Annotated in this window: 22 protein-coding genes; all 22 read right to left on the bottom strand. The window is 46.4% G+C overall.

The window, feature by feature from the left end:
* Positions 1–122: 122 nt before the first annotated feature.
* The gene (ftsH, locus tag QFZ81_RS35295; RefSeq protein WP_307436275.1) at positions 123–2,075 is read right to left on the bottom strand and encodes an ATP-dependent zinc metalloprotease FtsH; all 1,953 of its coding nucleotides are present in this window, start codon (positions 2,073–2,075) and stop codon (positions 123–125) included.
* A gap of 97 nt (positions 2,076–2,172) precedes the next feature.
* Entirely contained in the window at positions 2,173–2,712 is a 540-nt protein-coding gene (hpt, locus tag QFZ81_RS35290; protein ID WP_307436277.1) for a hypoxanthine phosphoribosyltransferase, read from the bottom strand.
* A 70-nt stretch (positions 2,713–2,782) separates the two neighbouring features.
* Positions 2,783–4,198 carry a tRNA lysidine(34) synthetase TilS gene (tilS, locus tag QFZ81_RS35285; protein WP_307606477.1) on the bottom strand — a complete coding sequence of 472 codons (1,416 nt, stop codon included), beginning with the start codon at positions 4,196–4,198 and terminating at the stop codon, positions 2,783–2,785.
* A gap of 36 nt (positions 4,199–4,234) precedes the next feature.
* Positions 4,235–5,140, bottom strand: coding sequence for a protein kinase domain-containing protein (locus QFZ81_RS35280; RefSeq protein WP_307436283.1), 906 nt, complete (start codon positions 5,138–5,140; stop codon positions 4,235–4,237).
* On the bottom strand, positions 5,124–5,843 hold the full coding sequence (locus QFZ81_RS35275; RefSeq protein ID WP_307449230.1) for a vWA domain-containing protein: 720 nt from the start codon (positions 5,841–5,843) through the stop codon (positions 5,124–5,126). The genes QFZ81_RS35280 and QFZ81_RS35275 overlap by 17 nt, the downstream gene beginning before the upstream one ends.
* A 142-nt stretch (positions 5,844–5,985) precedes the next feature.
* Positions 5,986–6,141, bottom strand: a complete 156-nt coding sequence (locus QFZ81_RS37560) for an LPXTG cell wall anchor domain-containing protein (RefSeq protein WP_373462560.1) — start codon at positions 6,139–6,141, stop codon at positions 5,986–5,988.
* A gap of 214 nt (positions 6,142–6,355) precedes the next feature.
* Positions 6,356–8,848 (bottom strand): stage II sporulation protein E, encoded by a 2,493-nt coding sequence (gene spoIIE, locus QFZ81_RS35270; RefSeq protein ID WP_307606475.1) that lies wholly within the window; start codon positions 8,846–8,848, stop codon positions 6,356–6,358.
* 327 nt (positions 8,849–9,175) lie between these two features.
* Positions 9,176–9,772, bottom strand: coding sequence for a S1 domain-containing RNA-binding protein (locus tag QFZ81_RS35265; RefSeq protein WP_307551306.1), 597 nt, complete (start codon positions 9,770–9,772; stop codon positions 9,176–9,178).
* 108 nt (positions 9,773–9,880) lie between these two features.
* On the bottom strand, positions 9,881–10,204 hold the full coding sequence (locus tag QFZ81_RS35260) for an FtsB family cell division protein (RefSeq protein WP_171649120.1): 324 nt from the start codon (positions 10,202–10,204) through the stop codon (positions 9,881–9,883).
* A gap of 15 nt (positions 10,205–10,219) precedes the next feature.
* The gene (yabQ, locus tag QFZ81_RS35255) at positions 10,220–10,795 is read right to left on the bottom strand and encodes a spore cortex biosynthesis protein YabQ (protein WP_307436290.1); all 576 of its coding nucleotides are present in this window, start codon (positions 10,793–10,795) and stop codon (positions 10,220–10,222) included.
* The gene (gene yabP / locus QFZ81_RS35250) at positions 10,792–11,079 is read right to left on the bottom strand and encodes a sporulation protein YabP (protein WP_029197777.1); all 288 of its coding nucleotides are present in this window, start codon (positions 11,077–11,079) and stop codon (positions 10,792–10,794) included. The genes yabQ and yabP overlap by 4 nt, the downstream gene beginning before the upstream one ends.
* Positions 11,080–11,217: 138 nt before the next feature.
* Entirely contained in the window at positions 11,218–11,481 is a 264-nt protein-coding gene (locus tag QFZ81_RS35245) for an RNA-binding S4 domain-containing protein (protein WP_029197990.1), read from the bottom strand.
* Entirely contained in the window at positions 11,481–11,753 is a 273-nt protein-coding gene (locus QFZ81_RS35240) for an HU family DNA-binding protein (protein ID WP_029197991.1), read from the bottom strand. Before QFZ81_RS35240 ends, QFZ81_RS35245 begins: the two co-directional genes overlap by 1 nt.
* A gap of 164 nt (positions 11,754–11,917) precedes the next feature.
* On the bottom strand, positions 11,918–13,444 hold the full coding sequence (gene yabN, locus QFZ81_RS35235; protein WP_307436299.1) for a bifunctional methyltransferase/pyrophosphohydrolase YabN: 1,527 nt from the start codon (positions 13,442–13,444) through the stop codon (positions 11,918–11,920).
* A gap of 306 nt (positions 13,445–13,750) precedes the next feature.
* Entirely contained in the window at positions 13,751–15,487 is a 1,737-nt protein-coding gene (locus tag QFZ81_RS35230) for a putative polysaccharide biosynthesis protein (protein ID WP_307606473.1), read from the bottom strand.
* Between the two features lie 132 nt (positions 15,488–15,619).
* The gene (gene spoVT, locus QFZ81_RS35225; protein WP_307436305.1) at positions 15,620–16,162 is read right to left on the bottom strand and encodes a stage V sporulation protein T; all 543 of its coding nucleotides are present in this window, start codon (positions 16,160–16,162) and stop codon (positions 15,620–15,622) included.
* Positions 16,163–16,406: 244 nt separating this feature from the next.
* On the bottom strand, positions 16,407–17,492 hold the full coding sequence (locus tag QFZ81_RS35220; protein ID WP_307606471.1) for a peptidylprolyl isomerase: 1,086 nt from the start codon (positions 17,490–17,492) through the stop codon (positions 16,407–16,409).
* A complete protein-coding gene (gene mfd / locus QFZ81_RS35215) occupies positions 17,479–21,000 on the bottom strand; it encodes a transcription-repair coupling factor (protein ID WP_307436311.1) in 3,522 nt (1,173 codons plus the stop codon). Before mfd ends, QFZ81_RS35220 begins: the two co-directional genes overlap by 14 nt.
* Before the next feature lie 74 nt (positions 21,001–21,074).
* Entirely contained in the window at positions 21,075–21,302 is a 228-nt protein-coding gene (gene fin, locus QFZ81_RS35210) for an anti-sigma-F factor Fin (RefSeq protein ID WP_029197996.1), read from the bottom strand.
* A 131-nt stretch (positions 21,303–21,433) separates the two neighbouring features.
* Positions 21,434–21,994 (bottom strand): aminoacyl-tRNA hydrolase, encoded by a 561-nt coding sequence (pth, locus tag QFZ81_RS35205; RefSeq protein ID WP_307606469.1) that lies wholly within the window; start codon positions 21,992–21,994, stop codon positions 21,434–21,436.
* 391 nt (positions 21,995–22,385) lie between these two features.
* Positions 22,386–23,033, bottom strand: a complete 648-nt coding sequence (locus QFZ81_RS35200; protein ID WP_307436320.1) for a 50S ribosomal protein L25 — start codon at positions 23,031–23,033, stop codon at positions 22,386–22,388.
* 153 nt (positions 23,034–23,186) lie between these two features.
* Positions 23,187–24,599 (bottom strand): bifunctional UDP-N-acetylglucosamine diphosphorylase/glucosamine-1-phosphate N-acetyltransferase GlmU, encoded by a 1,413-nt coding sequence (glmU, locus tag QFZ81_RS35195; RefSeq protein WP_307606467.1) that lies wholly within the window; start codon positions 24,597–24,599, stop codon positions 23,187–23,189.
* Positions 24,600–24,609 lie beyond the last annotated feature (10 nt).

Genomic DNA, 24,609 nt, shown 5'->3' with positions numbered 1-24,609 from the left:
TAGAGATTTACAACTAATTTACACATTCTCACATCCCCTGTCAATGCGCAAATATACCGAAAAAACCAGAAAATCCGGGTACACCTGACGTGTACACCGGATTTACGAGTTGCTATTGCTTGTTACTCTTCGGAATGATCCGAATTGGAATCTTTATCTTTGTTTAACTCTAATTTGTTGCTTTCGCTAGATTGGCTTTGTCCTTGAATGTTCACTTTGACCTCTTCGTCATCCGCGCTTGCATTCAATTTGCCTTTCTCTAGAAGCTCGATGATTTCGTCTTTATCGAGTGTTTCTTTCTCAAGCAGCGTTTTAGCTACGAGATGAATCTGATCCGCATGCTCTGTAAGCATCGCACGAGCACGTTCGTAACAAGTGCGAATAAAGCTTTGCATCTCTTGATCAATCTCATAAGCAATCGCATCACTATAGTTTTGCTCATGTCCGATATCGCGGCCTAAGAATACTTGGCCTTGCGAGCTACCGAACTGCATCGGTCCAAGCTTATCGCTCATTCCGTATTCCATGATCATGCGACGAACAATCCCGGTTGCTTTCTGGAAGTCACTATAAGCCCCAGTGCCAATTTCTCCGATAAATAGTTCTTCGGAAACACGACCTCCCAGGAGTCCTGTTACTTTATCCAGCAATTCGTTCTTCGTCTGCATCATGCGATCTTCGCCTTCTTTGGGCAGCATCATGACATAACCGCCAGCGCGTCCACGCGGAACGATCGTGACTTTGTGCACCATATCGGCATTCTCTGCATAATAACCAATGATCGCGTGTCCGGCTTCATGATAAGCAACAATGCGCTTCTCAGACTCACTGATAATCCGGCTTTTCTTCTGTGTACCTACAATAATACGGTCAAAAGCTTCCTCGATCTCAGCCATCGAAATGTCTTTACGGTTACGACGAGCAGCAATCAAAGCTGATTCGTTCAATAGATTCTCAAGATCTGCACCTGTGAATCCAGTTGTGTAGCGAGATAAGGCGTCCAGCTTCACGTCTTTGGCAAGTGGTTTGTTGCGAGCATGTACTTTCAGTACAGCTTCGCGGCCTTTGATGTCAGGACGATCTACCGTGATTTGACGGTCAAAACGACCTGGACGCAGTAAGGCTGGGTCAAGGATATCTGGGCGGTTAGTCGCTGCAACGATAATGATACCTTCGTTCGCGCCAAAGCCGTCCATTTCTACCAGCAATTGATTAAGTGTTTGTTCACGCTCGTCATGTCCGCCGCCTAAGCCAGCGCCACGTTGACGACCTACAGCATCGATCTCATCGATAAAAATGATACAAGGTGAGTTCTTCTTCGCATTCTCGAACAAGTCACGAACACGGGAAGCACCGACACCGACGAACATCTCAACGAAGTCAGAACCAGAAATACTGAAGAAGGGTACGCCTGCTTCACCAGCGACAGCTCGTGCAAGAAGGGTTTTACCGGTTCCTGGAGGACCATTGAGCAGAACACCTTTAGGAATTCTAGCACCAACAGCTGCGAATTTCCGTGGATCTTTGAGGAATTCGACAACCTCGATCAATTCTTGCTTCTCTTCGTCAGCTCCTGCCACGTCTTCAAATGTGACACGTTTTTTCTCCTCATTATATAAGCGGGCACGGCTTTTGCCGAAGTTCATCACTTTGCCGCCGCCACCTTGAGCCTGATTTAACAGGAAGAAAAACAAGATGAAGATAATGACGAATGGGATGATGGAAGTTAGGAAACTAATCCAAACGCTATCCCGTTCCATAGTCTCGTACGTTTCGGATGGAACGCCATTCGCTTCAATCAGCTGGACGACCATAGGCTCGAACGGAGCATGGGTTTCGAAGCTCTTCTTATCAGCACCACTTGGTGGGTTAATGTACTTACCTTTAATCAAATATGTGTATCCATCAAACTTTAAGGTCACGGACTCCACATTTTTGTTAACCACCGCTTGGCGGAATTTATCGTAAGTAATTAACTCCTTTTGCTCGTTTTGGGTACTAATGAAATGGACGATACCTACAGTAACCAAAAATATAAGTAAATAAAAGCCGGTATTCCGGATAATTCGATTCATCCCGAGCCTCCTCTCAAACGGCACACGTTTATTATTTTACCACATCCCGGTAAAGCACTACAACATAACAGCGCTGATGAGTCTGCGGGAAATGATATTAGCTACTGTAGATCTCTGGTTTCAATATGCCGATAAATGGAAGGTTGCGATATTTCTCTGCATAATCCAGACCATATCCGACTACGAACTCATCTGGAAGCACATAACCTGCATATTCAGGTTCGAGGTCCACAGTTCTGCGTGCCGGTTTATTAAACAGCGCAACGACCGAAATCGTCTTAGCATTGCGTCGCTCTAGCACATCTATCAGATAACTCAGCGTTAAACCACTATCGATAATGTCCTCCACGATAAGAATATGACGTCCTTCTACGGGAACATCAAGATCTTTGATAATCTTGACTACACCAGAAGATTTCGTGGATTGACCATAGCTGGATACAGCCATGAAATCAAGTTCCAATGGTACTCTGATTTGCTTTACAAGATCAGCCATGAAAATGAAAGCTCCCTTAAGCACACAGATAACCAATGGGTTCTTACCTTCGTAATCGATGGAGAGTTTCTCCCCTAATTCTTTAATCTTGTCTTGAATCTGTTCTTCACTGTAAAGAACTTCTTGAATGTCGCTGTACAAGGATGAACCCCCCAGTTTATATTATGAATCCTTATAAATTTACATTCTAGAAGAACGAAATTTACGCATATTACTTCAGCACTAGCTTCATATGAAGTACACGTACTGTATCTGGTCCAACCAGAGCGTGCTTGGACCTACGAAAGCCAGCAATCCAGAGAATTTGCCCGGAAGCATCGACCAGCAGTGGAATGACATCACGCCGGCTTAGCGGCATTTTGGCATCAATGAACATATCCTTTACTTTTTTGGATCCATTTAAACCATGCGGCTCAAACCGATCTCCTGACTTGCGACTCCTTACAACAAGCGGCAAGTTAAGTTGATCCAGATCCAAAAACACGTCCGTTGCAGATGAGAAATACGCAGCTGTCTCCTTCGAACTAACCAGCACCCATGAGCAGATCAGTTTGGCTTCCACTTCCGGCAGGCTCAGCTCGCTTGTATCTAATCCAACCTCATAAGAATAAGGCTTTGGAGAAGGAGCGAAGGTCTGAAATTGAATAGATTCATATTCTCTCACAATATAAACCTGTTCATCCACCTGAAGGACTTGATTAGAAACTTGATCCTGTAAAATCAACTCACGCATACTTTCAATCCGTATAAAATCCAACCGATCTCTTTCCAAACAAAGACAGTTTAATATTAATTTAATCAAACGCCTTTGTAAAGCAACGTGCAGCTCAGTGAAATCACGTCTTTCTATGCGGCAGCAGGCTTGCTGGAAAGTAGTTATTCGGCGAAAAACCTTTTCGGCTTCTTTGGCCAAATAATCATCCTCAGCTCGCATCAAATCCGTCAATCGATTCAGTGACTCCGGAAGTTGTTCATTATACTGCTTCAGCATCGGCAGCACATCAAGCCGAATCTGATTGCGAAAATACTTCCGCAGCTCATTGCTGCTATCCTTACAATACGCCATTTCATGCTGAGCACAATAATTCACAATATCTGTTTTGTATATACGTAAAAACGGACGAATCAGTTCCACTTTTTTTTCACGCCTGCGTTCCGGCATGCCAACCAGGCCTGAAGGGCCTGTCCCTCTCAGAATCCTCATCATGACGGTTTCGGCTTGATCATCCGCATGATGAGCGAAGGCAATACGCTTAGCGCTATATATCGCTGCGATCTGATGTAGAAATTCGTAGCGCTTCTCACGTGCCGCGGCTTGTCCATTCAGTGACGTTTCCTCTATATAGGCGGGCACATCAATGACGCCGATTTCACATGGAAGCCCTAGGTCATCTGCAAGCTTTCCTACGAAATAGGCTTCCGCATCTGATTCCGCGCCACGGAATTGATGATTCACATGCGCAACAACGAGTTGCCAGCTATAACGCTCAGCAAGGGAAAAAAGGACATGAAGCAGCGCCACGGAATCAGGTCCTCCTGAAACCGCAACGACCACCACATCTCCTGGATCGACGAGCTTTTCTTCATTTATTCGCTGTTCCACCTGGGCAACAAGATCGATTTCCATCGGGTATTCCTTTCTATTCCTACACTTTCCGTCCTGCTACCAGTACATATAGAGCGTTGCCCCAAAAATAAAAATAGAAGCGGCGAAGCATATTTTCAGCCATGGCATTTGGAGTGTTGACTGCGTAATCTTCTTACCTGAGACCAACGTTCTCCAGTACTGATAGGCTTCTTGCGAAGAATTAAACTCACTATTTAAAGCTTTATGAAGAAATGGCGCGATATGGGCGGCAACTGCATTTTCACGCATAATGGCTGTTAGTTGATCTAAATCTCGGTTTTGAGGCAGCATTTTGGATAAACCAGCGAAGCGTTTACGCTGATCGAGCGATTTTAATAGTAAAATGGCAAATGAAAATAGATCATAGCTTTCTTCCGCAACCCGCTCCCCCATATTCCAAAAGCCACGGTCATACACTTCGGTTAACTGTTTAATCGCTCTGCCTTTAGGAGTCACACCCCCAAAATCAATGAGATCCACATCGCCATAATTGGAAACGATCATATTCTCGATCTTCAGATCACCGAAAACATAGCCGCTCTTATGAACTTCCGTTAACTTTCGAAGCATGTTAGAACCAATCACATAGATCCAATCCTGACCACGTTTATGTATAAAATGAGAAATCGTCATTCCCTCAATATATCGCATGACATAGAAAGAAACTTCTTTTCCATTTATTGTCATATCATCAGCATCTATTAAAAAGTTCTTGAACGAGGTTTCTGTCAGCGAAATAGCAAGCAAGGAATTAATCTCCGATTGATGATCAACCGTTTCATGACCTGCCTTAAGCGCAAATCTAGCTGTTCCTTTTCGTACGAGAGCCACTACACCGTTGGAACCAGCACCTAATAAACGTTCGACCACATACATCCGGCCGTTCCATTTCCCTTGGATTTCTGACCCTGGACGGAAGGCGTCTTCATACCACGTAGTCACTCAGCATCCCATCCTCGGTCTTTGATAAGATAGGCTTCTCCGTTATGAACTGCAAAGTTTGCAGTAACGCCGGACCTGTCGGAGTTGTACCCTTCATGTTTATTTTATAGAACATCTTGTCTAAATTTGCAAGTTGATTCGTCCAACTGAGATCCATTTCTAATTCCTGATCCCTTGTTTTGGTTGACGGAAAGTGGAAAACTGCTAGCTCACTCTTGCCGCTACGGGCTCTAAGACTAAGCAAAAGATCATGAATCGCTTCACGCACCGCTGCATGCTTAGGCTTCATACTAGCACTAGCATCTATTAAAAGTGCAACGCGGAGTGAGGTAGTTTCACTCATGGTATCGATCACTTGAACCACTTCAGCACGCTTCTCTGGTGGTAATTGTTCCAATTGATTAAATCCTAGAATACTTTGCAACTCCTTGCCTACTGCATGCTGAATCGTTGTAGTGACCGTTTTGCGCGTCATCATCTGAACCGTCTGGGAAAGTTGGCCTGAATTCACGATTCGGCTCATCCCACCGCCTGCCGCAGCAATTTCTTGAATCTCCTCAGAGCCTAGCACCCCTAGCTCCCCATGGTCTATCACACCGATGACATTCACGGTAACACCTTCGGTATGTGCTTGTGCTGCTGCTATTACCGGACTTACCCCAACATTGGAACATCCATCTGTAATTAAAAGAATCTGCTTCATCATGATATCTGCCTCCCTGGCCCAAGAAAAGATTAGCTCTCTAGTAGTTCTTCTCCTAGTTTTTCCATTTATGAGAGAGTCTAATCACGGGCTAACTGTGCAAAAAAAAGACAGCCCTGCCCAATGGTAGTGGCGGACTGTCTTAAGATTGAAGATTTACCGAGTGAATCTCCTTCTTAGGATAAGACCCTAGTAGGATTAAGGTGATACCTGCGATTTCCACGTACAGATGGCTGGATTCCCCTGTCTTCGGGAGGGTCTCTGGTTTAGTGATAGGCGGAATTCCCCCTAAAGGCACATCATTATCAGTATCAATCGGAATGTCCGGCTCCGGCGGTTTGGAACCTTATAGTTATATCGGCTTTTCGGAACACGTATTTAAGCGGCTTCCTGACATTTTTTTCATGTTAGCAACCCCACCTTCATCATAATGGAAATTGGAGGAAATGATAGAAAAAAGCTATAACAGCAAATGAGCTGTCACAGCTTCAATCAAACTTTAATATTCTCCATCAACTAACCGTCTTGGGACGCTCCATTCGCGTAATTCCTGGCCAGCGGAATGTGGCCCACTCGGGCTGCCTCTTCTCAACTCTTGCCACAACGACGGTCATATCATCTTGAATTTCGCCATGATGGTGGCGGAAAATCCTTTCTAATAAACAGTCCGCAAAATCCTGCGGCATCGTCGTATCAATTTCCTGAATCATCCGCTTCATCCACATCTCTTTGTTTACCGCATGTCCCGGTGCATCGTAGATCCCATCTGTCATCATGACAAGGATATCACCCGATTGGAGCGGAATCGAGACCAGATCAACATCAATCTCGCTCAGGATACCGACCGGCAGATTATTAGCCGATATCGAAATCACTTCCGTTCCGCGCTTAATGAAGCTAGGGGTTGAGCCAATCTTCATGAACGTTGTGTTTGCGCTGTACATATCGATCAAGGCCATATCTACAGTCGCGTACATCTCATCCGAAGAGCGCAGCATCAATACCGAGTTCAGCGACTTGATCGCCAGCTTCTCGTCCATCCCTGACTGCAGCAGCTGCTGCAGGATGCTCAGAGCCGTTTGGCTCTCCGCACGCGCTCGCTCGCCGTTACCCATGCCGTCGCTAAGCGCCACGGCATACTTGCCATTGCCCAGCTCCACCGTGGAGAAGCTGTCGCCCGAGAAGAGGTCGCCCCCTTTGGCTGCGCCGGCGACCCCGGTCTCAACCTCGTATTCCTTGGCGGAGCCGAATACGACCGTGCTGTAGCCCTCGCCGCGCGCATGCATCTCTTCACGCATGACGGCGACGTTCTCGCCGATAATTTCGCTCAAGAGCGGCGCAATGATTTTCCGACATTCATCGAAGCCCTTCGTGTATTGATGAATGATCTCAATCTCGATATTTCCTTCATCCAAGGAAATGATATCGATGGTATGGATGGATAGGCCCAGCTCCTCCAGGGCATTACGAATTTGCTCTTCTTGAAGGAACAGCTCCTGTCCTTCCCGTTTAATCTCCTTGGCCAAGTCCTCCATGACTTGGGACACGCCCGAAAGCTGATCAGCCACGAGATGCCGACTATCCATAATCTGCTTTTTCCAATGCAAATCATTCTTGTACAAGCCATACTGCTGCTTCATCACATCCAGCACTTGATCCGTGCGAATACATACCTTCCTCCACTCCGGTGGAATATTCTTCTTCGTCATACTCTCCTTCATCTCAATTTGGGTCATCATATCGGTCATATACGTATAGGTTTGATAAAATTTCTGATCCCAGCACTGGCTCTTCTTCCAGCAGGAATCACAAGCCTTCTGCGCAACCGCATTCATGAAATGTCCAACTTCCTCCTCCTTGCGGCTCACCGCATCATCGGTCGTCAACTGCTTAAAGCTGCGCGCCAGCTGGCGGAACACTTCAGAAAACTGTTCCACACGTCCTGCCGTAACATCCCTAACCCGTTTCGCATAGTCCTGTTGGGATTTCAGATTTTCCTGCGTGCCGGGCACATATTTAGCAAGAGTCAGAATCAGACTCCGCGGCGTCAACAGGAAGAGTGCAACGGCCGCAAGCGACTCCCATGTGGAATTGATCACATCAACCCCTGTTCCCATATAGAAGGCAAGTATCGATGACCCGAGCAGCATTCCGAAAGCAACAGCCAATCGATTACCATCTTTGAGAAGCCCTGCTAACATACCCGAGAAAGCCAGTAAACTCATTTGATAAACCGCATTGCTGTTCGCAAGACTTAGGATTAATCCCGTAATGACACCTACCGAAGCTCCGAAAGGCGCTCCTCCCACCAGCGCAAATAATAGAATTAAATACCGGGACAGCACGTGTTCTACGGTGATTGGACCAACGACCCAGCTCACCGTTCCTGTCATCACAGAAGCCAACAAGATAATCAGACAAATAATTTCCTCATGTTTCAAATGATAGTTCTTACGGGTAAGCGTAAATACAGGAATCGCTTGAATAAAAATTAGCGTCAGTACTAGACTTAGCAGTGCCTCTACGGAGACCATCATGAGTGTATACCAGCTTAAGTTGGAGACTACAAGCTCCGCAAAGAGCTGAACCAGCAAGGTCGAGCTGAATACAAGCAGCGGTGCTAAAGAAATATCGGAGCGTTCAAATTTCTCCAAAGCTTTTTGGATGAGTAAGAAAACGATGATCTCCGTAACCAGATAACCCGTATTCGAACTCAGCGAGAATAAGCTTCCCGCAAATGCAGCGACACCTACCCAGTGTAAAATATCTCTCCTTGTAATATAAATGACAGCAATGAACGCAAGCGCAAACGGAGATAGCTGTTCCAAAATCATCGCACGACCGAGTAAGAAAGCCATCACGATGAGCAGTAAAGACCACTTCTTAGCTACAAAGGCTTGTACGAATCGATTTTCTACGGCAGCGCTATGTGCGCCTGTTTTCGCTTTCTGCCACAATCCCGACCAACCGCCACCAATCACTGTGCCTAAGCTTCTTCTCTGCATGTTTTCGAACACCATCCATTCATTCCTTATTTGTTTCTCTAGTATAGAGACAATCTAGCAGAAAGTTTGTCAGAATGAGTTGATAGATTCAAAGAAATTTCCGACAAGCCGCGTTCGCCTTGTCACCATGCCTCAGCCCTTGCCTAGTCTCGTTTTACCATATCGAAAACGTTTCCAAAAGTCTGATTGCCTCGAACTTTCGCCCTGCGTATGAGGGAGATACCCGTAATTCCATGTCGATTGTTCTTTACGTTATTTTAACTATTTGATGATTGGACAAAAAAAAACCACACCCGCCTAAGCGAATGTAGTTCGTTATTGCATCTATTAGTCTCTTCTTCCGCCTCGGCCACCGCGTTTGGACTCAGTGTTCTTTTTCAAAGACGAAATCCGCTCTTCACTATCTTTAAGGAACCGAGATACTTTATCTTCGAACGAAAACGGTCTAGCTCCGCCTTGCTGCTTGTTAAAGCCGCCGCGACCACCACCACCACCGCCTCGATTGAAGCCACCGCCGCCACCTGGACGACCGCCACCACCACCGGGACCACCGCTTGGAGGACCACTACGTTCTCCGCCGCTACTTGGACGACCACCTTGGTAGCCTCCTGGACGATCTCCACTTGGACGTCCTTGATAGCTGCTGCCACCTGTACGTTCAGGACGAGCTGGTCTTTCCTCAACTGGCTTGTCAACCGTCTGCTTGATCGACAGTCCGATCTTGCCATCCTTGTCCACGTTAATCACTTTGACCAATACTTTGTCTTCCAGCTTTAAATGGTCATTAACGTCTTTCACATAATTGTCCGCGATCTCCGAAATGTGAACAAGACCGGTAACTCCTTCAGCAAGCTCGACGAATGCTCCAAAGTGAGTAATCCCCGTCACTCTACCCTCTAACTTGGTGCCAACTTCAATTGCCATAAAGTAAAATGTTCCTCCCTTAAAATGTTGAAAACACTGGCTACGCCGATTATAACCGATGCAGAAACCACGGTCAACACGGCAACAGCCTCTTCTTCTTGTTGATTTTTATTGCGACTTTGAGACACTCAGTGGCGTCTCTCCGGTTTTACTATAATGAAAATCTCGACGAATAATTTGATCCAAATATTCGTCATTATGAAGTCGAGCGATTTCTTTCGTAGTTTGCTCTTTGAGTTTTTTCGACTCAACAAGCTGTTGCTCCATATTCGCTACGACACTACTCTTCTCTTGCAGCTTAGCGAACTGCCCCCAAATGTTCACAGCAGCCCAGCTCATAAAACATAGGACAAAAATCATTAGAAAACGCAGTCTTCGTTTCGAGCCTACACTGTTGCTGCGCTTGGATGGAACGGTTGCTTTAGCATGCATGAATAGGAATGCCTCCTACTTTGAGAATAACCTGCGAAAGATTAATATGATATTACCCTTAAGTTTCTTCAACCAAACAGGGATAACAAAATATTTATGCACAGGCCGAGTCATCCAAAGGAGTAATCTCCACACAGGATAAAGCAATTGTAGCACAATTCTATAAAGGAATATAGCTACAGCTAGTAAAAAGCCTAAAATAATCACAGTTAGACGATATAAGCCAATAATCGGTTTAATCAGGATAATTTCGACAGTTTTAGCAATGAAACGGTAGATAGCAATTGTAATTCGGATGAGAAGCAATGTAAGCCGGATGACCCAAGTGCTGAGGAAGGCGAAATAAAAACAAATGCCAATCCCCATCCCCAGAAAAATAAATACACGAACTTGTCCTTCATTACTGTAAATGAGCAGACGGAACACGAGGATTGTCGCCACAATCCAAAAAACCATATCAATGAACGGAATCGTCCATCGCGGCAGTCTCAGCTTGCCAGAGAGCACACGAAACACATCGAAGATCGCACCTATGGCGATTCCGCTCAGGAACATCATGAAGATCGTATGGAACTGAACGTTCAGGGTCACTTGAATAACTTACCAAGGAACCCCTTGGATTTCTCCTGGGTATTTCCGTCCACATAAGCTAATTCGTGAATGATTCCTTCTATGGCGACCAAACCTTGTTCCAAACTTAAGTTCTTGATGTGCAAATTCTGTCCTTTAATCATCAAGTAGCCCATTTCCGTTTCAAGGAGGAACTCTTCACTGTCAAAGCTTTCTACGTTCAAAACTCCGGAGATCTCCAAGAGCTTGCGATTCAGCATTTTAATTTCTTGCCGCTTATTCGTGTTTTTCACGGGTTCAATCATGGCCTGTACCCCTCCTTCATCTATCATTACGATATGGGAGGATGTCCTATTTTAGAACCATGTACAGCTGTCATTCAAATATAAAAATAGCCCAAGACCCCTATTCAGGAATCTCAGGCTATTTCACAACTTGCAGGGTTATTCGGATTGAAAAGCTTCTTCCTTCAACAGCGTGTACATCTGAGCAGCGTCTTCCTTGCGGGTTGACTCCGACAGAACTTCCACTCGAATCGTCACCTTTTTCTGACCGAATTGAATAGAGAGCTCATCTCCGACTTTCACGTGTGTACTCGCTTTGGCGTCTCTACCGTTAATCCAGACACGCCCTTGATCGGACACATCCTTCGCCACGGTGCGACGTTTAATGAGACGAGATACTTTGAGAAACTTATCGATACGCATTATTTTACAGCGTCTTTAAGCTTGTTGCCCGCTTTGAAAGCAGGAACGTTGGATTCCGCGATCACGATTGGGTTGCCTGTTTGCGGGTTACGGCCTGTACGACCAGAACGTTTGCGAGTTTCGAAAGTTCCGAAACCGATTAATTGAACTTTATCTCCGGATGAAAGAGCGTCGGTTACTTCACCAAGGAATCCGTTAAGTACAACTTCAACGTCTTTCTTAGTAAGTCCGCTTTTTTCTGCAATGTTGTTGATCAAATCTGTTTTGTTCATGTGGTTTCTTTACCTCCCAAAAATGTTTGAAGATCTAGTCTTCTACTATGTACCCATTTTGCAAAGCTGAGAGAATTTGAACAAAGTTCAAAGATCCCTATATTATATTTCCATATTCAACCTTACACCAAATTTAGTATTCTGCTTTTTTCGGCAAAATCCTTCTATCCCCGATCAAGTTTTGCAACTTTTTTTGCTTCCTGCCATAAATTTTCCATCTCTGATAATTCAGTTTGTTCAAAAGAAAGCCCTCTTAAACGTATTTGATCTTCGATATACGAAAATCTTTGGACGAATTTGCGGTTCGTCTGCGCGATCGCCTCTTCCGGATCAACCTTCAGGAATCTAGCGACATTGACGATGGAGAAAAGGACGTCGCCCAACTCCTCGAGCCGATCTTGAGCCCCTACCTCGGATGGATTAGCGATGGCTTCACGAAGCTCAGTTAACTCTTCTTCCACCTTATTCAGGACATCTTCCAGCTCTGACCAGTCAAAACCAACTGTCGCTGCCTTCTTCTGCAGCTTTAGCGCCTTCATAAGGCCTGGCAGCTCGCGTGGCACACCATCCAGTACGGATTGCTTCGTGACATCAATACCCTTCTTACGCTTCTCTTCCGCCTTCATGGCATTCCAGTTCACAAGAGCTTCGTCTGCATCCTCAGCCTTGTTCTCACCGAATACATGGGGGTGACGGCGGATGAGTTTCTCATTCAACGCGGCAATGACATCATAAACGGTGAACGCGCCAATTTCCTCTTCCATCTGTGCATGCAGCATCACTTGTAAAAGCAGATCGCCGAGCTCTTCACACATGTGCTCCGGATCGTCTTCGTCAATTGTTTCAAGAACCTCGTACGCTTCTTCGATGAGATTTTTGCGAAGGCTGGCGTGCGTCTGCTCTCGATCCCAGGGGCATCCTTCCGGGCTGCGCAGGATTTGAACAATTTCATGCAATCGGCCAAAAGTACGATAATAATCTTCATCCTTTTCACTCTTCGGTACCCAGACAAGGGAAAGATTGCCGTATCCCTTCACATGATCGAGCTCATGCAGGGGTACTTCGATAATCTGTTCCTCTCCTGCCACACCCAAGGAATGACCAACGATAACACGGTAATCATCCGAATAAGTATCCATGAGGCTAATCTTAAGATCTGATGCCGTAAGGCTATCATACACTTGTCCAATAACAGTGTGAAGCTGCGGATTAAGAGTATAACGGCTCAGGCTGGTCGCGTCAAGCAATTGAAATCCATCAATCGGGTCAAAACCAAAACGTAGAAACGCTTGATCCAGAAAGCTCTCCCCGCCGATGATTTGGAGCGAGATGCCCTCGGATGGACAGCGTTGTTTCAGAAGCTGTACCGTGTATTCCGCCACCATCGGATGGCCTGGCACTGCATAAATAACCTCCGAAGATTGCGTCTTGGCCGATTGAATGAGCGCCTCTGCGATCGATTCGTACACTTGTTCGAATGTTTGGTGCGCTAGGTAATTCTCGTCGAATGTTTGGTAAGGAATCTGGTTCTTATCCAGCATCTGAACCATCGGATGATCTTTCGTTCGCAGGTATAGCACGGCTTGCTCCTTGGCAGCCAGCTGCAGCTTTTTCCAGACACCTAGTGTGAGCTGGTCTTCGTCTCCCGTTCCGAGTCCGAGAACGGTTATTTGCGGGTTGGTCGTTGACATGTAGGAAACACCTCCTGATTGTTGGTTAACTGCTATGTGTAAGGATGGGTTTTAAGGATTATGCAAAAGTTCATTTGCTGCAGATAGTGCAGGTAATCTGAGCAAACAACCCATATCCAGCAAGTTTTTCTGCAATATGTGCAGCTAATTTAGAGAAAATCAGCCGATTCGGCTGTTTGTAATGAAAATTAACTGTAGGAAATGCAGCTAATGGATGGAAATACAGGAGTTGGCGTTAATTTTGCTGTAGTTTTTGCAGCTAATTAATCATAAAGGAACCATTAGCCATTAACCACAAGGGCACCATTAGCCTCGGTCGCGGGGGCCGGAGGATGCCTTCTCCGGCCATAGCTTCGCCAGGACCGGCGCCAGCTTCCGGTCCAGCTCCGGCATAAGCCGCAGCTCCTCGCGGCTTATGCTGCCGCTGCGCAGCAGCGCGAGCGCGTAGACGGCTGCGCCGCCGACTACGCTTATTACAGCGATTGCGCAAGCGCTCAATCGCTCAGGCACTGGCCATGCCGCTACAGCGGGCATGGCAAGCAGCTGCAGCGCTGCGAGGCAGCCGCCCATCAGCCCCACGCCCAGCGCGGGACTGACGGCGTACGGCCGCAGCGCGAAGCGCGCCCCGGTGCAGCGGCGCAGCTGCACCAGATTCAGCCCCGCCGCAGCGGCATAGGCGATCACCGCGCTCAGCGCGGCGCCGTCGATGCCCCAGCGGGGCATGAGCACCACGTTGCCGAGTGCTTTCAGCACGATGGCAACGAGCAGGGCCTTCACCGGCGTGCGGATCGCGCCGGCGCCCTGGAGAACGCTGGCCGAGACAGCGTTCAGCGTACTAAATAAGGCTGTGAAGGCAAGCACGGCCATCGTCCAGCTGGCCTCATCACTTTTGTATAGCATCACGTTAATCGGCACTGCTGCAAAAGCAAGTCCGAACGAGGCTCCGAGCCCGATGAGCCAAGAGAGCCTTATCGCCATCTCAGCCCTAAAGCGGATGAGTTCGTCCTGCCTTCTTGCCTTGGCCTCTGCAAGAGCAGGTACTAGCACTGCTGACATAGAGGAAGCGATCATGACAACGAGCTGAACGAGAGGAAGCCCTCGGTTATAAAGCCCGAACTGCCGCATGGCCTCCCCCTCACTCCCATGCGCAGCCTCAAGAAGACGCGGCATTGTAAACGTATCGACAAGCGTGAGCAAAGGAACCACGATAGCACCCAAACAAACAGGAATCGCATAAGCGGTAATCCGTTTCGCCCACTCCCAGGAGGAGAATTTCTTCGGCGGCAGAATACCTTCCTTGACCCTTCCATCATTCACTCCCTGCTCCCGATCCCATTCCCGCTCCTGTCTCATCGCCTTCCGCCAATAAACATACATCACGATCAGCCCAGCCGCAGCACCTGTCACGGAGCCAAACGTAGCCCCTGCAGCTATCCACTCCTCGTCATAAGCTAAGGCCACCATATAGAGCAGCAGCGCGACCATGGTGATCACTCTTATAAGCTGCTCAATCACTTGTGAAACAGCCGTCGGCACCATATTCTGATACCCTTGGAAATAACCGCGCAGGACAGCAAGCATCGGGGATAGCAGCAGCGCGAAGGATACGCTTCGGATCGCCCTTTCTGTCTGGCTAATTCCAATCCAGCTGGCAATTTCACTTGCTCCGAAGTACAACAAAACAAATAATACAAAACCGGAACTTATTAATATCGCTGTGGAGACACGGACAATTCGTTTAGCCCCTTGATGATCACCATCCATAGCTCGTTCGGCTACGAACTTGGATACTGCTACCGGAAATCCGGCTGTAGCCGCAAACAAAATCAGAATATAGAGCGGATAAACCGCATTATAAATACCAAAAGCTGAATCACCGGCTACATTTTGCAGCGGAATCTTCTGCAGTGTTCCCAATAGTTTAGAGAGAATAGCGGCAGCCCCAAGGAGAGCAGCACCTCTTAATAGCTTGGCACCCTGTTTACCGACATTCCTCTGGAGCCCCTCTTTATAACCTTGATGCCCATTGTCGGTGTCCCCCATCTTACTTCTCCTCTACCCTGACTTCACGCATATAGACATATTATAACGAAATCAGTCATGGCAGACAAAAAAAGCTTCACTTACAGATGCGGGGGCATCTCGGTAAGGAAGCCTTTATGTCTTATTTTTCTTTCATTGCTCCATCTGCTTTGCCAAAAATCCAGCCGCTGTCTCTACCATCTTAACTTCCATATTCCCCATTTTCACATTCTCATCTTTGGAGAGCAAAATGACACATCCAATAGGGTCGCCACCGGCTACAATCGGAGCGGCAACGAAAGAAGTAAATGTTTCACTTGTATCCTTGATGAGCTCAAATTGACCACTGCCGCTTTCCAGAATCGCTTTGCGATTTTCCATACAGGATTCAACGATCGATCCAACCGACTTTTCGAAATAGTCCTTTTTGGACCCCCCAGCCATCGCAATAATGTTATCTCGATCTGAGATCAGGGCCACATGATTCGTGCTTTCAAATAACGATTCCGCATACTCCTTGGCAAAATCACCAAGTTCACCAATAGGTGAATACTTCTTAAGAATCACTTCACCATCTCGATCCACGAAAATTTCCAAAGGGTCACCTTCGCGAATGCGTAGTGTGCGTCGTATTTCCTTGGGAATAACAACTCTCCCTAAATCATCTATCCGACGGACAATTCCAGTTGCTTTCATACCTCTAGATGCCTCACTTTCCGCTCAGTAATTAGATACGACAGGAGCATGAAATCTTGTATGCTAGATCGGGATTTGGTGGGAACTCGAATTCTATCCATAGTATTCTTCACTTCCCATTCTTCTATGCAGACGCTTTTACTACGGAATTTACTTTATTTAGCTTTGCATCCTGCTGCGTTTATCATGTCCAAAAATAACAAATAAAAACAGGATGCCCGTTATCGGACATCCTGGTAAGTTCTTACTTTGCAGCTGGGCTTGCTGCTGGACTTGCAGCAGGAGCTGGGCTCGCTTCCGGTTTCGGAAGATTGTTGGTTTGAATCAAGTTCGGGTATTCTTTCTCTGCAAATTCAGACAGGGATTTCTCCGCAAGCTGAGATTTGATTTGTGTTTTGAGTGTATCATCCAGTGGCTTCGTGCTTCTGGACTCCACTTTCATCACGTGGTAACCGAAAGAGGATTCAACAGGATCACTGATTGTGTTCAAAGGAAGCGTACTTGCTGCTTGTTTGAATTCAGGCACCCATTGATTGATGTCTGCATCTTTATACGTACCGCCAGCGTCTTTGGAACCTGGATCGTCGGAGAATTCTTTCGCAAGTGCTGCGAAATCGCCGCCTTTATCCAGTTTCCCTTTCACTTCTTTGGCTCTTGCCAAAGCTTCTTCTTTAGTACGCAAATCTTTTTGTGTGGCTGCATCCTTCAAGGAGATCAGAATGTGGCTAACTGTTGCAATATCAAAGGCATGAGTAGCTGCTTGTTCTTTGTAGGCATCCTGAACAGCTTGATCGCTAATTTTACTTTCCATGCTGCCCATCGTGTAGAAGCTCATTTTCATTAATGACTCGATATCCTTAAGCTCGATGCCATTGTCTTTTAACTGCTTGTCCATTCCGCCTTCTTGCTTACCGAAGTAATCAGTGATGGCTTTCATTTGCTCTGTCACTTGTTTATCAGCATCAGCTTTCACTTTATCGTCAGCTTTGGCTGATAGAACACGGAAAGTAACCATTTGTTTCAACATATCTTGTTGAAAAGCTGGGTCTGTCATGAATTGCGCCAGCTGCGGTGAAAACATTTTGTTCACATTGATGAAAGAGTCAAACTCGCCGCGTGTAATTTTACCGCCTTCTTTATACGTTGCAATCACGTCACTCGGGTTACCTGTAGCCGCTGCAGTAGAGGCAGGTGAAGGTGAAGCTGTTGCTGCACCTTCCTTTTTACTTCCACATGCACTTAGCACTGAAAATGCAAGGAGCAATGCTACCATGCTTAAAATCCATTTTTTCGAAAAACGTCGTTGTTTACTAGTATCATTTGGCAACATCCTGTAATTCCCCTTTCGTTTTCAGAACATCCTTATATTGTACCAGAAACTTCTCCACCAATTCGATGGAAGCTTCTGGTTTCATGCCTTTACATCGAATAACGATATGAAGCTGAGGGTCCGCGTTCAACTTGATTCGACCATCAAAGCCTTTGGACAATGCGATAAGCTTCTGTCCTTCCAGCCTGCCATTCTGGTCAATATGCACCTTGATTAGGTAATCATCCCCTTTTTGGCTGATCGTTTCTATCCGGTACTCCGAACCGTATGCTTTCAAACGAGCCACTGACAGTAAGTTGAACACGGCCTGCGGCAGATCGCCGAAGCGATCAACAAGCTCATCATGCAGATCCGCGGCTTCTTCCAACGTTCGAATGGCGGCCACTTTTTTGTAGATTTCGATTTTTTGCATGCTGTCGTAGATGTAGTCGGATGGTAAGTACGCATCCAATTGTATATCGATGGAAGTATTCCACTCCGGTTCCGGAATGACCGCTTCCCCATCTATTTCTAGTTTCAGCTTTGCAATTTCTTCCGCTAGCATTTGGGAGTATAAATCAAATCCGACAGATGCAATGAAACCATGCTGCTCTGCGCCAAGCAAATTACCAGCACCACGAATAGATAAATCCCTCATCGCAATTTTAAAGCCTGATCCAAGTTCTGTAAACTCTTTAATCGCTTGAAGGCGTTTCTCGGCCACTTCCGTGAGCACTTTATCACGCTGATACGTGAAATAGGCATACGCTACGCGATTAGATCGTCCTACACGTCCACGCAGCTGATACAGCTGGGACAGCCCCATTTTATCCGCATCGTGAACAATCAGTGTGTTTACATTCGGAATATCGACACCGGTCTCGATAATACTGGTGCTTACCAGCACATCGTATTCCCCATCGAGGAAATCAAGGATCGTCTTCTCCAGCTCTTGCTCACCCATTTGTCCATGTGCCACAGTAACGCGGGCATCCGGAATCATCATGGAGATCTGATCAGCGATCTGAGTGATACCTTGTACACGGTTATATAAATAGTACACTTGACCTTCACGCGCTAATTCCCGCTCAATCGCTTCTCGAACAAGCGTTGGTCCGTACTCGACCACATAGGTCTGGACAGGAAAACGATTTTCCGGCGGAGTCTCGATGACCGATAAATCACGAACACCTAACATGGACATGTGTAAAGTTCTCGGAATCGGTGTTGCCGTCAGGGTTAGCACGTCCACATTCGTCTTGAGCCGCTTCAGCTTTTCTTTGTGGGACACGCCAAAACGCTGCTCCTCATCGACTATCAGCAAACCAAGATCTTTGAACTGCACGTCCTGCGACAATAGCCGGTGAGTACCAATAACGACGTCAACCGTCCCTTTCTTGACACCTTTCATAACTTCGGTCTGCTCTTTCTTGGAGCGGAAACGACTTAATACTTTTACGTTAAAAGGATAGCCTGAGAACCGTTCACGGAATGTTTCGTAATGCTGCTGAGCCAAAATCGTCGTCGGCACCAACACAGCAACCTGTTTGCCGTCGATCGCTGCCTTGAAGGCTGCGCGTACCGCAACTTCCGTCTTCCCATAGCCCACGTCGCCGCAAAGCAAACGGTCCATCGGACGCGCTTTCTCCATGTCTCCCTTAATTTCTTCGATCGCGCGAAGCTGATCCCGCGTTTCATCGTAAGGGAACATTGCTTCGAATTCGTTTTGATAGGAGCTGTCTTTACTAAATCCGTAGCCAGTTGCAGCTTGACGCTCTGCATAGAGCTTGATCAGCTCATCGGCAATATCCTTAACGGATGCTCGCGCCTTGCTCTTCACTCTAGCCCAGTCAGCGCCTCCGAGCTTATAAACCTTCGGTTCCTTCTCTTCGGAACCTACATATTTCTGGATCAAATCAATTTGATCAATCGGTACAGACAGCTTATCGCCGCCAGCATACATGATGTGGAGGTAATCCTTATGAATACCGCCCACTTCCAAGGTGCCGATCCCAACATACTTCCCGATCCCATGATTCACGTGAACAACATAGTCGCCAACCTTAAGCTCTTGATAGCTTTTGATACGCTCAGCGTTCTCCAGCTTCTTCTCGACCTTACGTGCTTTACGCTGTTTCTGTGTGAAGATCTCGCCTTCTGTGATGACAACCAAATGGATCGAAGGCATTTCAAACCCCGTCTGCAGATTCCCATCTACAATTTCGGGGACGTCAATTTGGTAGTCCTGCAGCACCCGCCGAACACGTTCAGCACGGTCCTCCCCGTTCGCAAGCAAAATGACATTGCTTCCATTTTTCTTCCAGCGTTCCATCTCCGCTTTGAGGAGATTCATTTGTCCATGGAAGTTTTGCATGACGCGGCAAACGAAGTTTACGATATTTTGTGGTTGAATCCCTGCCACTTGGCGCAGGAATAGCGATACATATAATGTCGGGAAAGGCCTGCGATGCAGCAGAGTTTCATACGATTTGGACAGCACAAAAGCCGGCAAGCTCTTCCCCTCTGTCAGCGCATGCATCATCCACTCTGCCTCGTCGCGTTCCAGCTGCTTTGCTGTCTCCAGCAATCGAGCCGGTTCGTCGATGATTAGCACGGTATCCTTAGGCATGTAGTCCATGAGGGTCTGTCTTTCCGTATATAAAAGCGAAATATATTTATAAATACCAGGAAACGTCTGCCCTTCACGAAGCAGTTCAATATCATGTCCGATGCCTTCAAGCAGCTTGTCTTTGGCTGATCGGTCCGTCATTTTCTCCAGCTGCGCTTGAAGCAGCTCATAAGCATGCTGCGCGGCTGATTGTAACCGCTTTCTATCCGCTTGAATCTCGCGGCAAGGGGGAATCGTTATCGCGTTTAATTTATCAATTGAACGCTGATCACTTACATCAAAAGTACGAATAGAATCAACTTCGACATCGAACAGCTCAATCCGAATGGCATTCTCCGATGTTAGCGGAAATAAATCCAGAATTCCGCCGCGTACGCTCATTTCACCTTTGGTCTCAACCCGCTCCACGCGTTCGTAACCCAGGCTGGATAAAGCGCCTAAGAGCTCATCCAATTGCACAGTATCCCCTACGTTGACCGTAACGCGGGATTCCTCAAATACTTGCTTGAGCGGAAGCAGTCGACGCACTCCAGCAAAAGGCGCAATCACAACTCCACGGAAACCGCCAGCTAACTTGGTGAGAACGTCAATACGCTGCGCTAGCATCTCAGGGCTGGAAGCCGCTTCTTCTGTCGTTAGAAGTTCTTGAGATGGGTAGAGCAGCACTTCATCTGGTGATAGACATTCTAGTAAATCCTCCGCTATTTTCTGAGCGGCGAACATATTGTGAGTAACAATGAACAGCGGGCGCGCTAACTCTCGCGCAAGAGTGGCAATCATCACCTGCCTGGAGGAACCGGTAAGTCCGGCAACGAGCTGCTCTTTCATTTCGGACCTGAGGCCTGTCACGATCGTTTGAAAGTCGCTATCCGTAGAAAAAGCTTGAATTAAAGCTTGCAAACAAGTACACTCCCCTCACAAAAAGAAGCCTCGGCACACTTGCCTCGGCTATTAACTCTTTATCTTCATCAATTTTACTGCAACGGACTTGCCAGCAGGGACAGTTCTGGGTTTGCATCTAGCGCCTCACGACAGTAGTCGCAAACGACCCTTACCGTAACATCTCCATTCGTGTTATACGATATTATATCTCTACGCTCATCGGGGGTCAAGAAATGGAAGCCTAACTGCTGCTCCGTGATCGAATTCTGATTAATTTCCCCGACAAAGGTATGACAATGTCTGCAAATATACTTAATCATATATGTATGCCTCCTTCGACTATTCGATTACATCCTAGTATGACCATTCTTCGGAGAAATTAGCCGAATGTGCTATTGTCATTTTCGAATAGAGAACTTGCATACAATGAGTCTGAAGCGGATGGCTTCACTTATTTATTGAACTTCGCCATCGTCTTTTCGAATGACTCACTCAGACTGAACAGCATGGCTTCGCAGGTAAGGTCCAGTACTTCATCTATCGACTTCATCTCGTCTTTGGAAAAGTTAGATAAGACATAATCGGCAATATTATAGCCGGGCGCAGGCCTGTTCACACCCACACGAATTCGGTTGAAGCTTTGCGTTCCAGCGTGCTGAATAATGGATTTAATCCCATTGTGACCACCAGAGCTGCCTTGATACCGGAGTCGAATTTGACCGAATGGAGTATCCATATCATCATAAACAATCGTAACGTCTTCCAGTTTTGCTTTATAAAAGTCCAAGAACGCTCGCATGGATTCGCCCGAAAGATTCATATAAGTCATCGGTTTAAGTAAATAAACCTTCGTACCATTCACTACCCCTTCACCTAGAAGCCCCTTACCTTTATTTTGAAAAGAAGTAATACCCCATTTGGCAGCAAAACGGTCAATGGCCATGAAACCAACATTGTGTCGATTCATCTCATATTGTTTTCCCGGATTACCCAGTCCAATAAAACATTTCATCTTCTTCTAAATCCTCCTAAAATTAAACTAAAAAATCCTTTGCGGAACCATCATCTAGAGGTTATTGTTTACCTATATGAAAAACTAACCATCAAATTTAAAGCTGTGGGTGATTCAGTCATATGTATTTAAATGGTCAACAGCTTACAACCGATCTTCATTTTCAAGATCATGCTGAATCCTGTATTCCCGTCCAAGTATACTATCAAAATGTACATAAGGATATAGGCTTCATTGAAATCTATACCTTGTATTTTATCAAAGTAAATAATACATTCTACAACCGCAATACTCACGTTTTTCTTTCGCGACCCGGATATTAAGCGCTTACATCACAACGATTAAGGATACCCTCCACATATCGTTGAGGGTTCCTTGTTGTTCGTTTGGACTATACCGGCTGTCCTTCAGTCGCAGCCTCGTTCGATGTTTCCGCTTGTCCAACCTTCTCTTCATTATTTGCTGGCTCTTCGACAGCAGTCTCTTTCTGAGGCGCAAGAACCGTGAGAATTAAATCATTAGACTCAGACTTCACTTCAATCCCCGCTGGGATAGTGAGTTGGTTTACTAATAAGTTATCTCCGAGCCCGATATTCGAAATGTCCACCTTGATCGAACTTGGTATCTGATTAGGCAGACATCGAATCTCCAGCTCATGCATTTGAATTTGAACAATACCGCCTTCTTTGGCCCCTTCTGCTTCACCGATAAATTCCAAGCTGACAATCGTTTTAACAGGCTCATCCATATTAATTTGATGAAAATCGATATGGAGCAGCCGCTCCCGTTTTAGTTTGTCCCGTTGGATCTCGTTGATCATCACGGGTTGCTTGCCACTGCCGTCTGGCATTTCCAAATCAATAATAGCATGAGGATTTTGGCGTAACAGCGCTATTAATTCTTTCTGATCAACTGTAATGACCGCAGAGCCCACCTTTTCGCCATATACAACTGCAGGCACTCTACCTTGGATACGCAGTTGTTTAATATCTGATTTCGTTGTTTCTTTGCGGGATTCCGCTTTTAATGAAAATGCCATAAGAAAAAGAACCTCCTAAGAGTTTTGCTCAGCACGCTCGATTAATAAGCAATGCCAAGTGGGTAACAGCTAGTTCATAGCCTACCCAACCTCAAGAAGTTCCATCCAATTTCATCCTCACAAAGTGAGATTTACCGTTCCTAGATCGTGCATTTACTCTTTAGTCTCTTTGTTCTGTTTATTTTCCTTCTTCGCTTTTGCTCGCGCTCTAATTTTATCAGCATAGCCAGGCTTGTTGGATTGTCTCTCACGGGCAATCGCTAAATCGCCATCATCTACGGAATACGTAATTGTAGAGCCTGCAACAACATAAGCGCCCTTGCCAATTTTCACAGGAGCAATCAAATTCACATTACTTCCCACAAAGGCATCATCGCCAATTTCCGTTAAACTCTTATTGAATCCATCATAGTTCACGGTAATGGCGCCGCAGCCGATGTTTACATTCGTACCAACAACCGCATCCCCTACATAGCTTAAGTGAGAAACTTTCGACCCCTCACCCAGCGTGGCGTTCTTAATCTCAACAAAGTCGCCAATTTTCACTTGCTTCCCAATATTAGCGCCAGGTCTTAAATAAGCAAACGGCCCCACACTAGCCTCATTATCCACATAGGCATCCTGAAGGACGGATTGTTTAATCGTAACCTCATCCCTAACAGTCGAGTCAATAATTTCCGTTTGCGGTCCAATTATACATTGTTCCCCAATAACAGTGCGCCCCCGCAAAATAGTACCCGGCAGCAGTACGGTATCCATGCCGATAGTTACATCTTTTTCAATATACGTATTAGATGGATCTACAATCGTAACCCCGTTCAGCATGTGCTCACGGTTAATACGCGCTTTGAACAATCGCTCGGCCTCAGCAAGTGCCACACGATCGTTCACACCGATCGACTCTGCGCTGTCCTCCATGCAGTAGCCTTGAACAACTTCTCCTCCGCCTGTCAAAATCCCAATGACATCAGTCAAATAGTATTCATTTTGCGTATTATTGTTCGTAACCGACGCTAAGGCTTTGAATAGTTTCTGATTATCGAAAATATAAGTGCCTGTGTTGATCTCCTGAACAGCTGCTTCCTCGCTGCTGCAGTCCTTCTGCTCAACAATCCTTGCTACTCGGCCGTTTTCCCCGCGAATAATACGACCATAACCATGCGGCTCATCGAGTTTGGCTGTCAGAATTGTCGCAGACGCTCCAGAAAGCTCATGCAGCTCAATGGTGCTCATCAAGGTGGCTTCCGAAATCAACGGTGTATCGCCGCAAATGACAACAGTCATCCCTTCCTCTTCGCCTAGAGCATCCTTCGCTTGAAGAACAGCATGACCTGTTCCTAACTGCTGTTCCTGTAAAGCGTACTCCACTCGATCTCCCAGATGTCCCTTCACGGCTTCCGCCCCGAAACCAACGATGACGAGTGTCTTTGTTACTTCTATATGCTGCAGCGTGTCCACAACGTGTTCCACCATTGGCTTACCTACAACCGGATGAAGCACCTTGTACAGCTTCGATTTCATGCGTTTTCCTTGTCCTGCGGCCAGTACGATCCCCATGAGTTTCAACTAACATCCA

The sequence above is a fragment of the Paenibacillus sp. V4I9 genome (assembly GCF_030817295.1).
Taxonomy (GTDB): Bacteria; Bacillota; Bacilli; order Paenibacillales; family NBRC-103111; genus Paenibacillus_E.
The sequence above is the reverse complement of the archived record's forward strand: the minus strand, read 5'-3'. Positions and strand labels throughout refer to the sequence as shown.

Excerpts from the sequence above, each read along its gene's own strand:
- ftsH (WP_307436275.1), bottom strand. The coding sequence starts at position 2,075 with ATGAATCGAATTATCCGGAATACCGGCTTTTATTTACTTATATTTTTG.
- tilS (WP_307606477.1), bottom strand. The coding sequence starts at position 4,198 with ATGGAAATCGATCTTGTTGCCCAGGTGGAACAGCGAATAAATGAAGAA.
- QFZ81_RS35275 (WP_307449230.1), bottom strand. The coding sequence starts at position 5,843 with ATGAAGCAGATTCTTTTAATTACAGATGGATGTTCCAATGTTGGGGTA.
- spoIIE (WP_307606475.1), bottom strand. The coding sequence starts at position 8,848 with ATGCAGAGAAGAAGCTTAGGCACAGTGATTGGTGGCGGTTGGTCGGGA.
- QFZ81_RS35265 (WP_307551306.1), bottom strand. The coding sequence starts at position 9,772 with ATGGCAATTGAAGTTGGCACCAAGTTAGAGGGTAGAGTGACGGGGATT.
- QFZ81_RS35260 (WP_171649120.1), bottom strand. The coding sequence starts at position 10,204 with ATGCATGCTAAAGCAACCGTTCCATCCAAGCGCAGCAACAGTGTAGGC.
- yabP (WP_029197777.1), bottom strand. The coding sequence starts at position 11,079 with ATGATTGAACCCGTGAAAAACACGAATAAGCGGCAAGAAATTAAAATG.
- QFZ81_RS35245 (WP_029197990.1), bottom strand. The coding sequence starts at position 11,481 with ATGCGTATCGATAAGTTTCTCAAAGTATCTCGTCTCATTAAACGTCGC.
- QFZ81_RS35240 (WP_029197991.1), bottom strand. The coding sequence starts at position 11,753 with ATGAACAAAACAGATTTGATCAACAACATTGCAGAAAAAAGCGGACTT.
- yabN (WP_307436299.1), bottom strand. The coding sequence starts at position 13,444 with ATGTCAACGACCAACCCGCAAATAACCGTTCTCGGACTCGGAACGGGA.
- QFZ81_RS35230 (WP_307606473.1), bottom strand. The coding sequence starts at position 15,487 with ATGGGGGACACCGACAATGGGCATCAAGGTTATAAAGAGGGGCTCCAG.
- spoVT (WP_307436305.1), bottom strand. The coding sequence starts at position 16,162 with ATGAAAGCAACTGGAATTGTCCGTCGGATAGATGATTTAGGGAGAGTT.
- QFZ81_RS35220 (WP_307606471.1), bottom strand. The coding sequence starts at position 17,492 with ATGTTGCCAAATGATACTAGTAAACAACGACGTTTTTCGAAAAAATGG.
- fin (WP_029197996.1), bottom strand. The coding sequence starts at position 21,302 with ATGATTAAGTATATTTGCAGACATTGTCATACCTTTGTCGGGGAAATT.
- pth (WP_307606469.1), bottom strand. The coding sequence starts at position 21,994 with ATGAAATGTTTTATTGGACTGGGTAATCCGGGAAAACAATATGAGATG.
- QFZ81_RS35200 (WP_307436320.1), bottom strand. The coding sequence starts at position 23,033 with ATGGCATTTTCATTAAAAGCGGAATCCCGCAAAGAAACAACGAAATCA.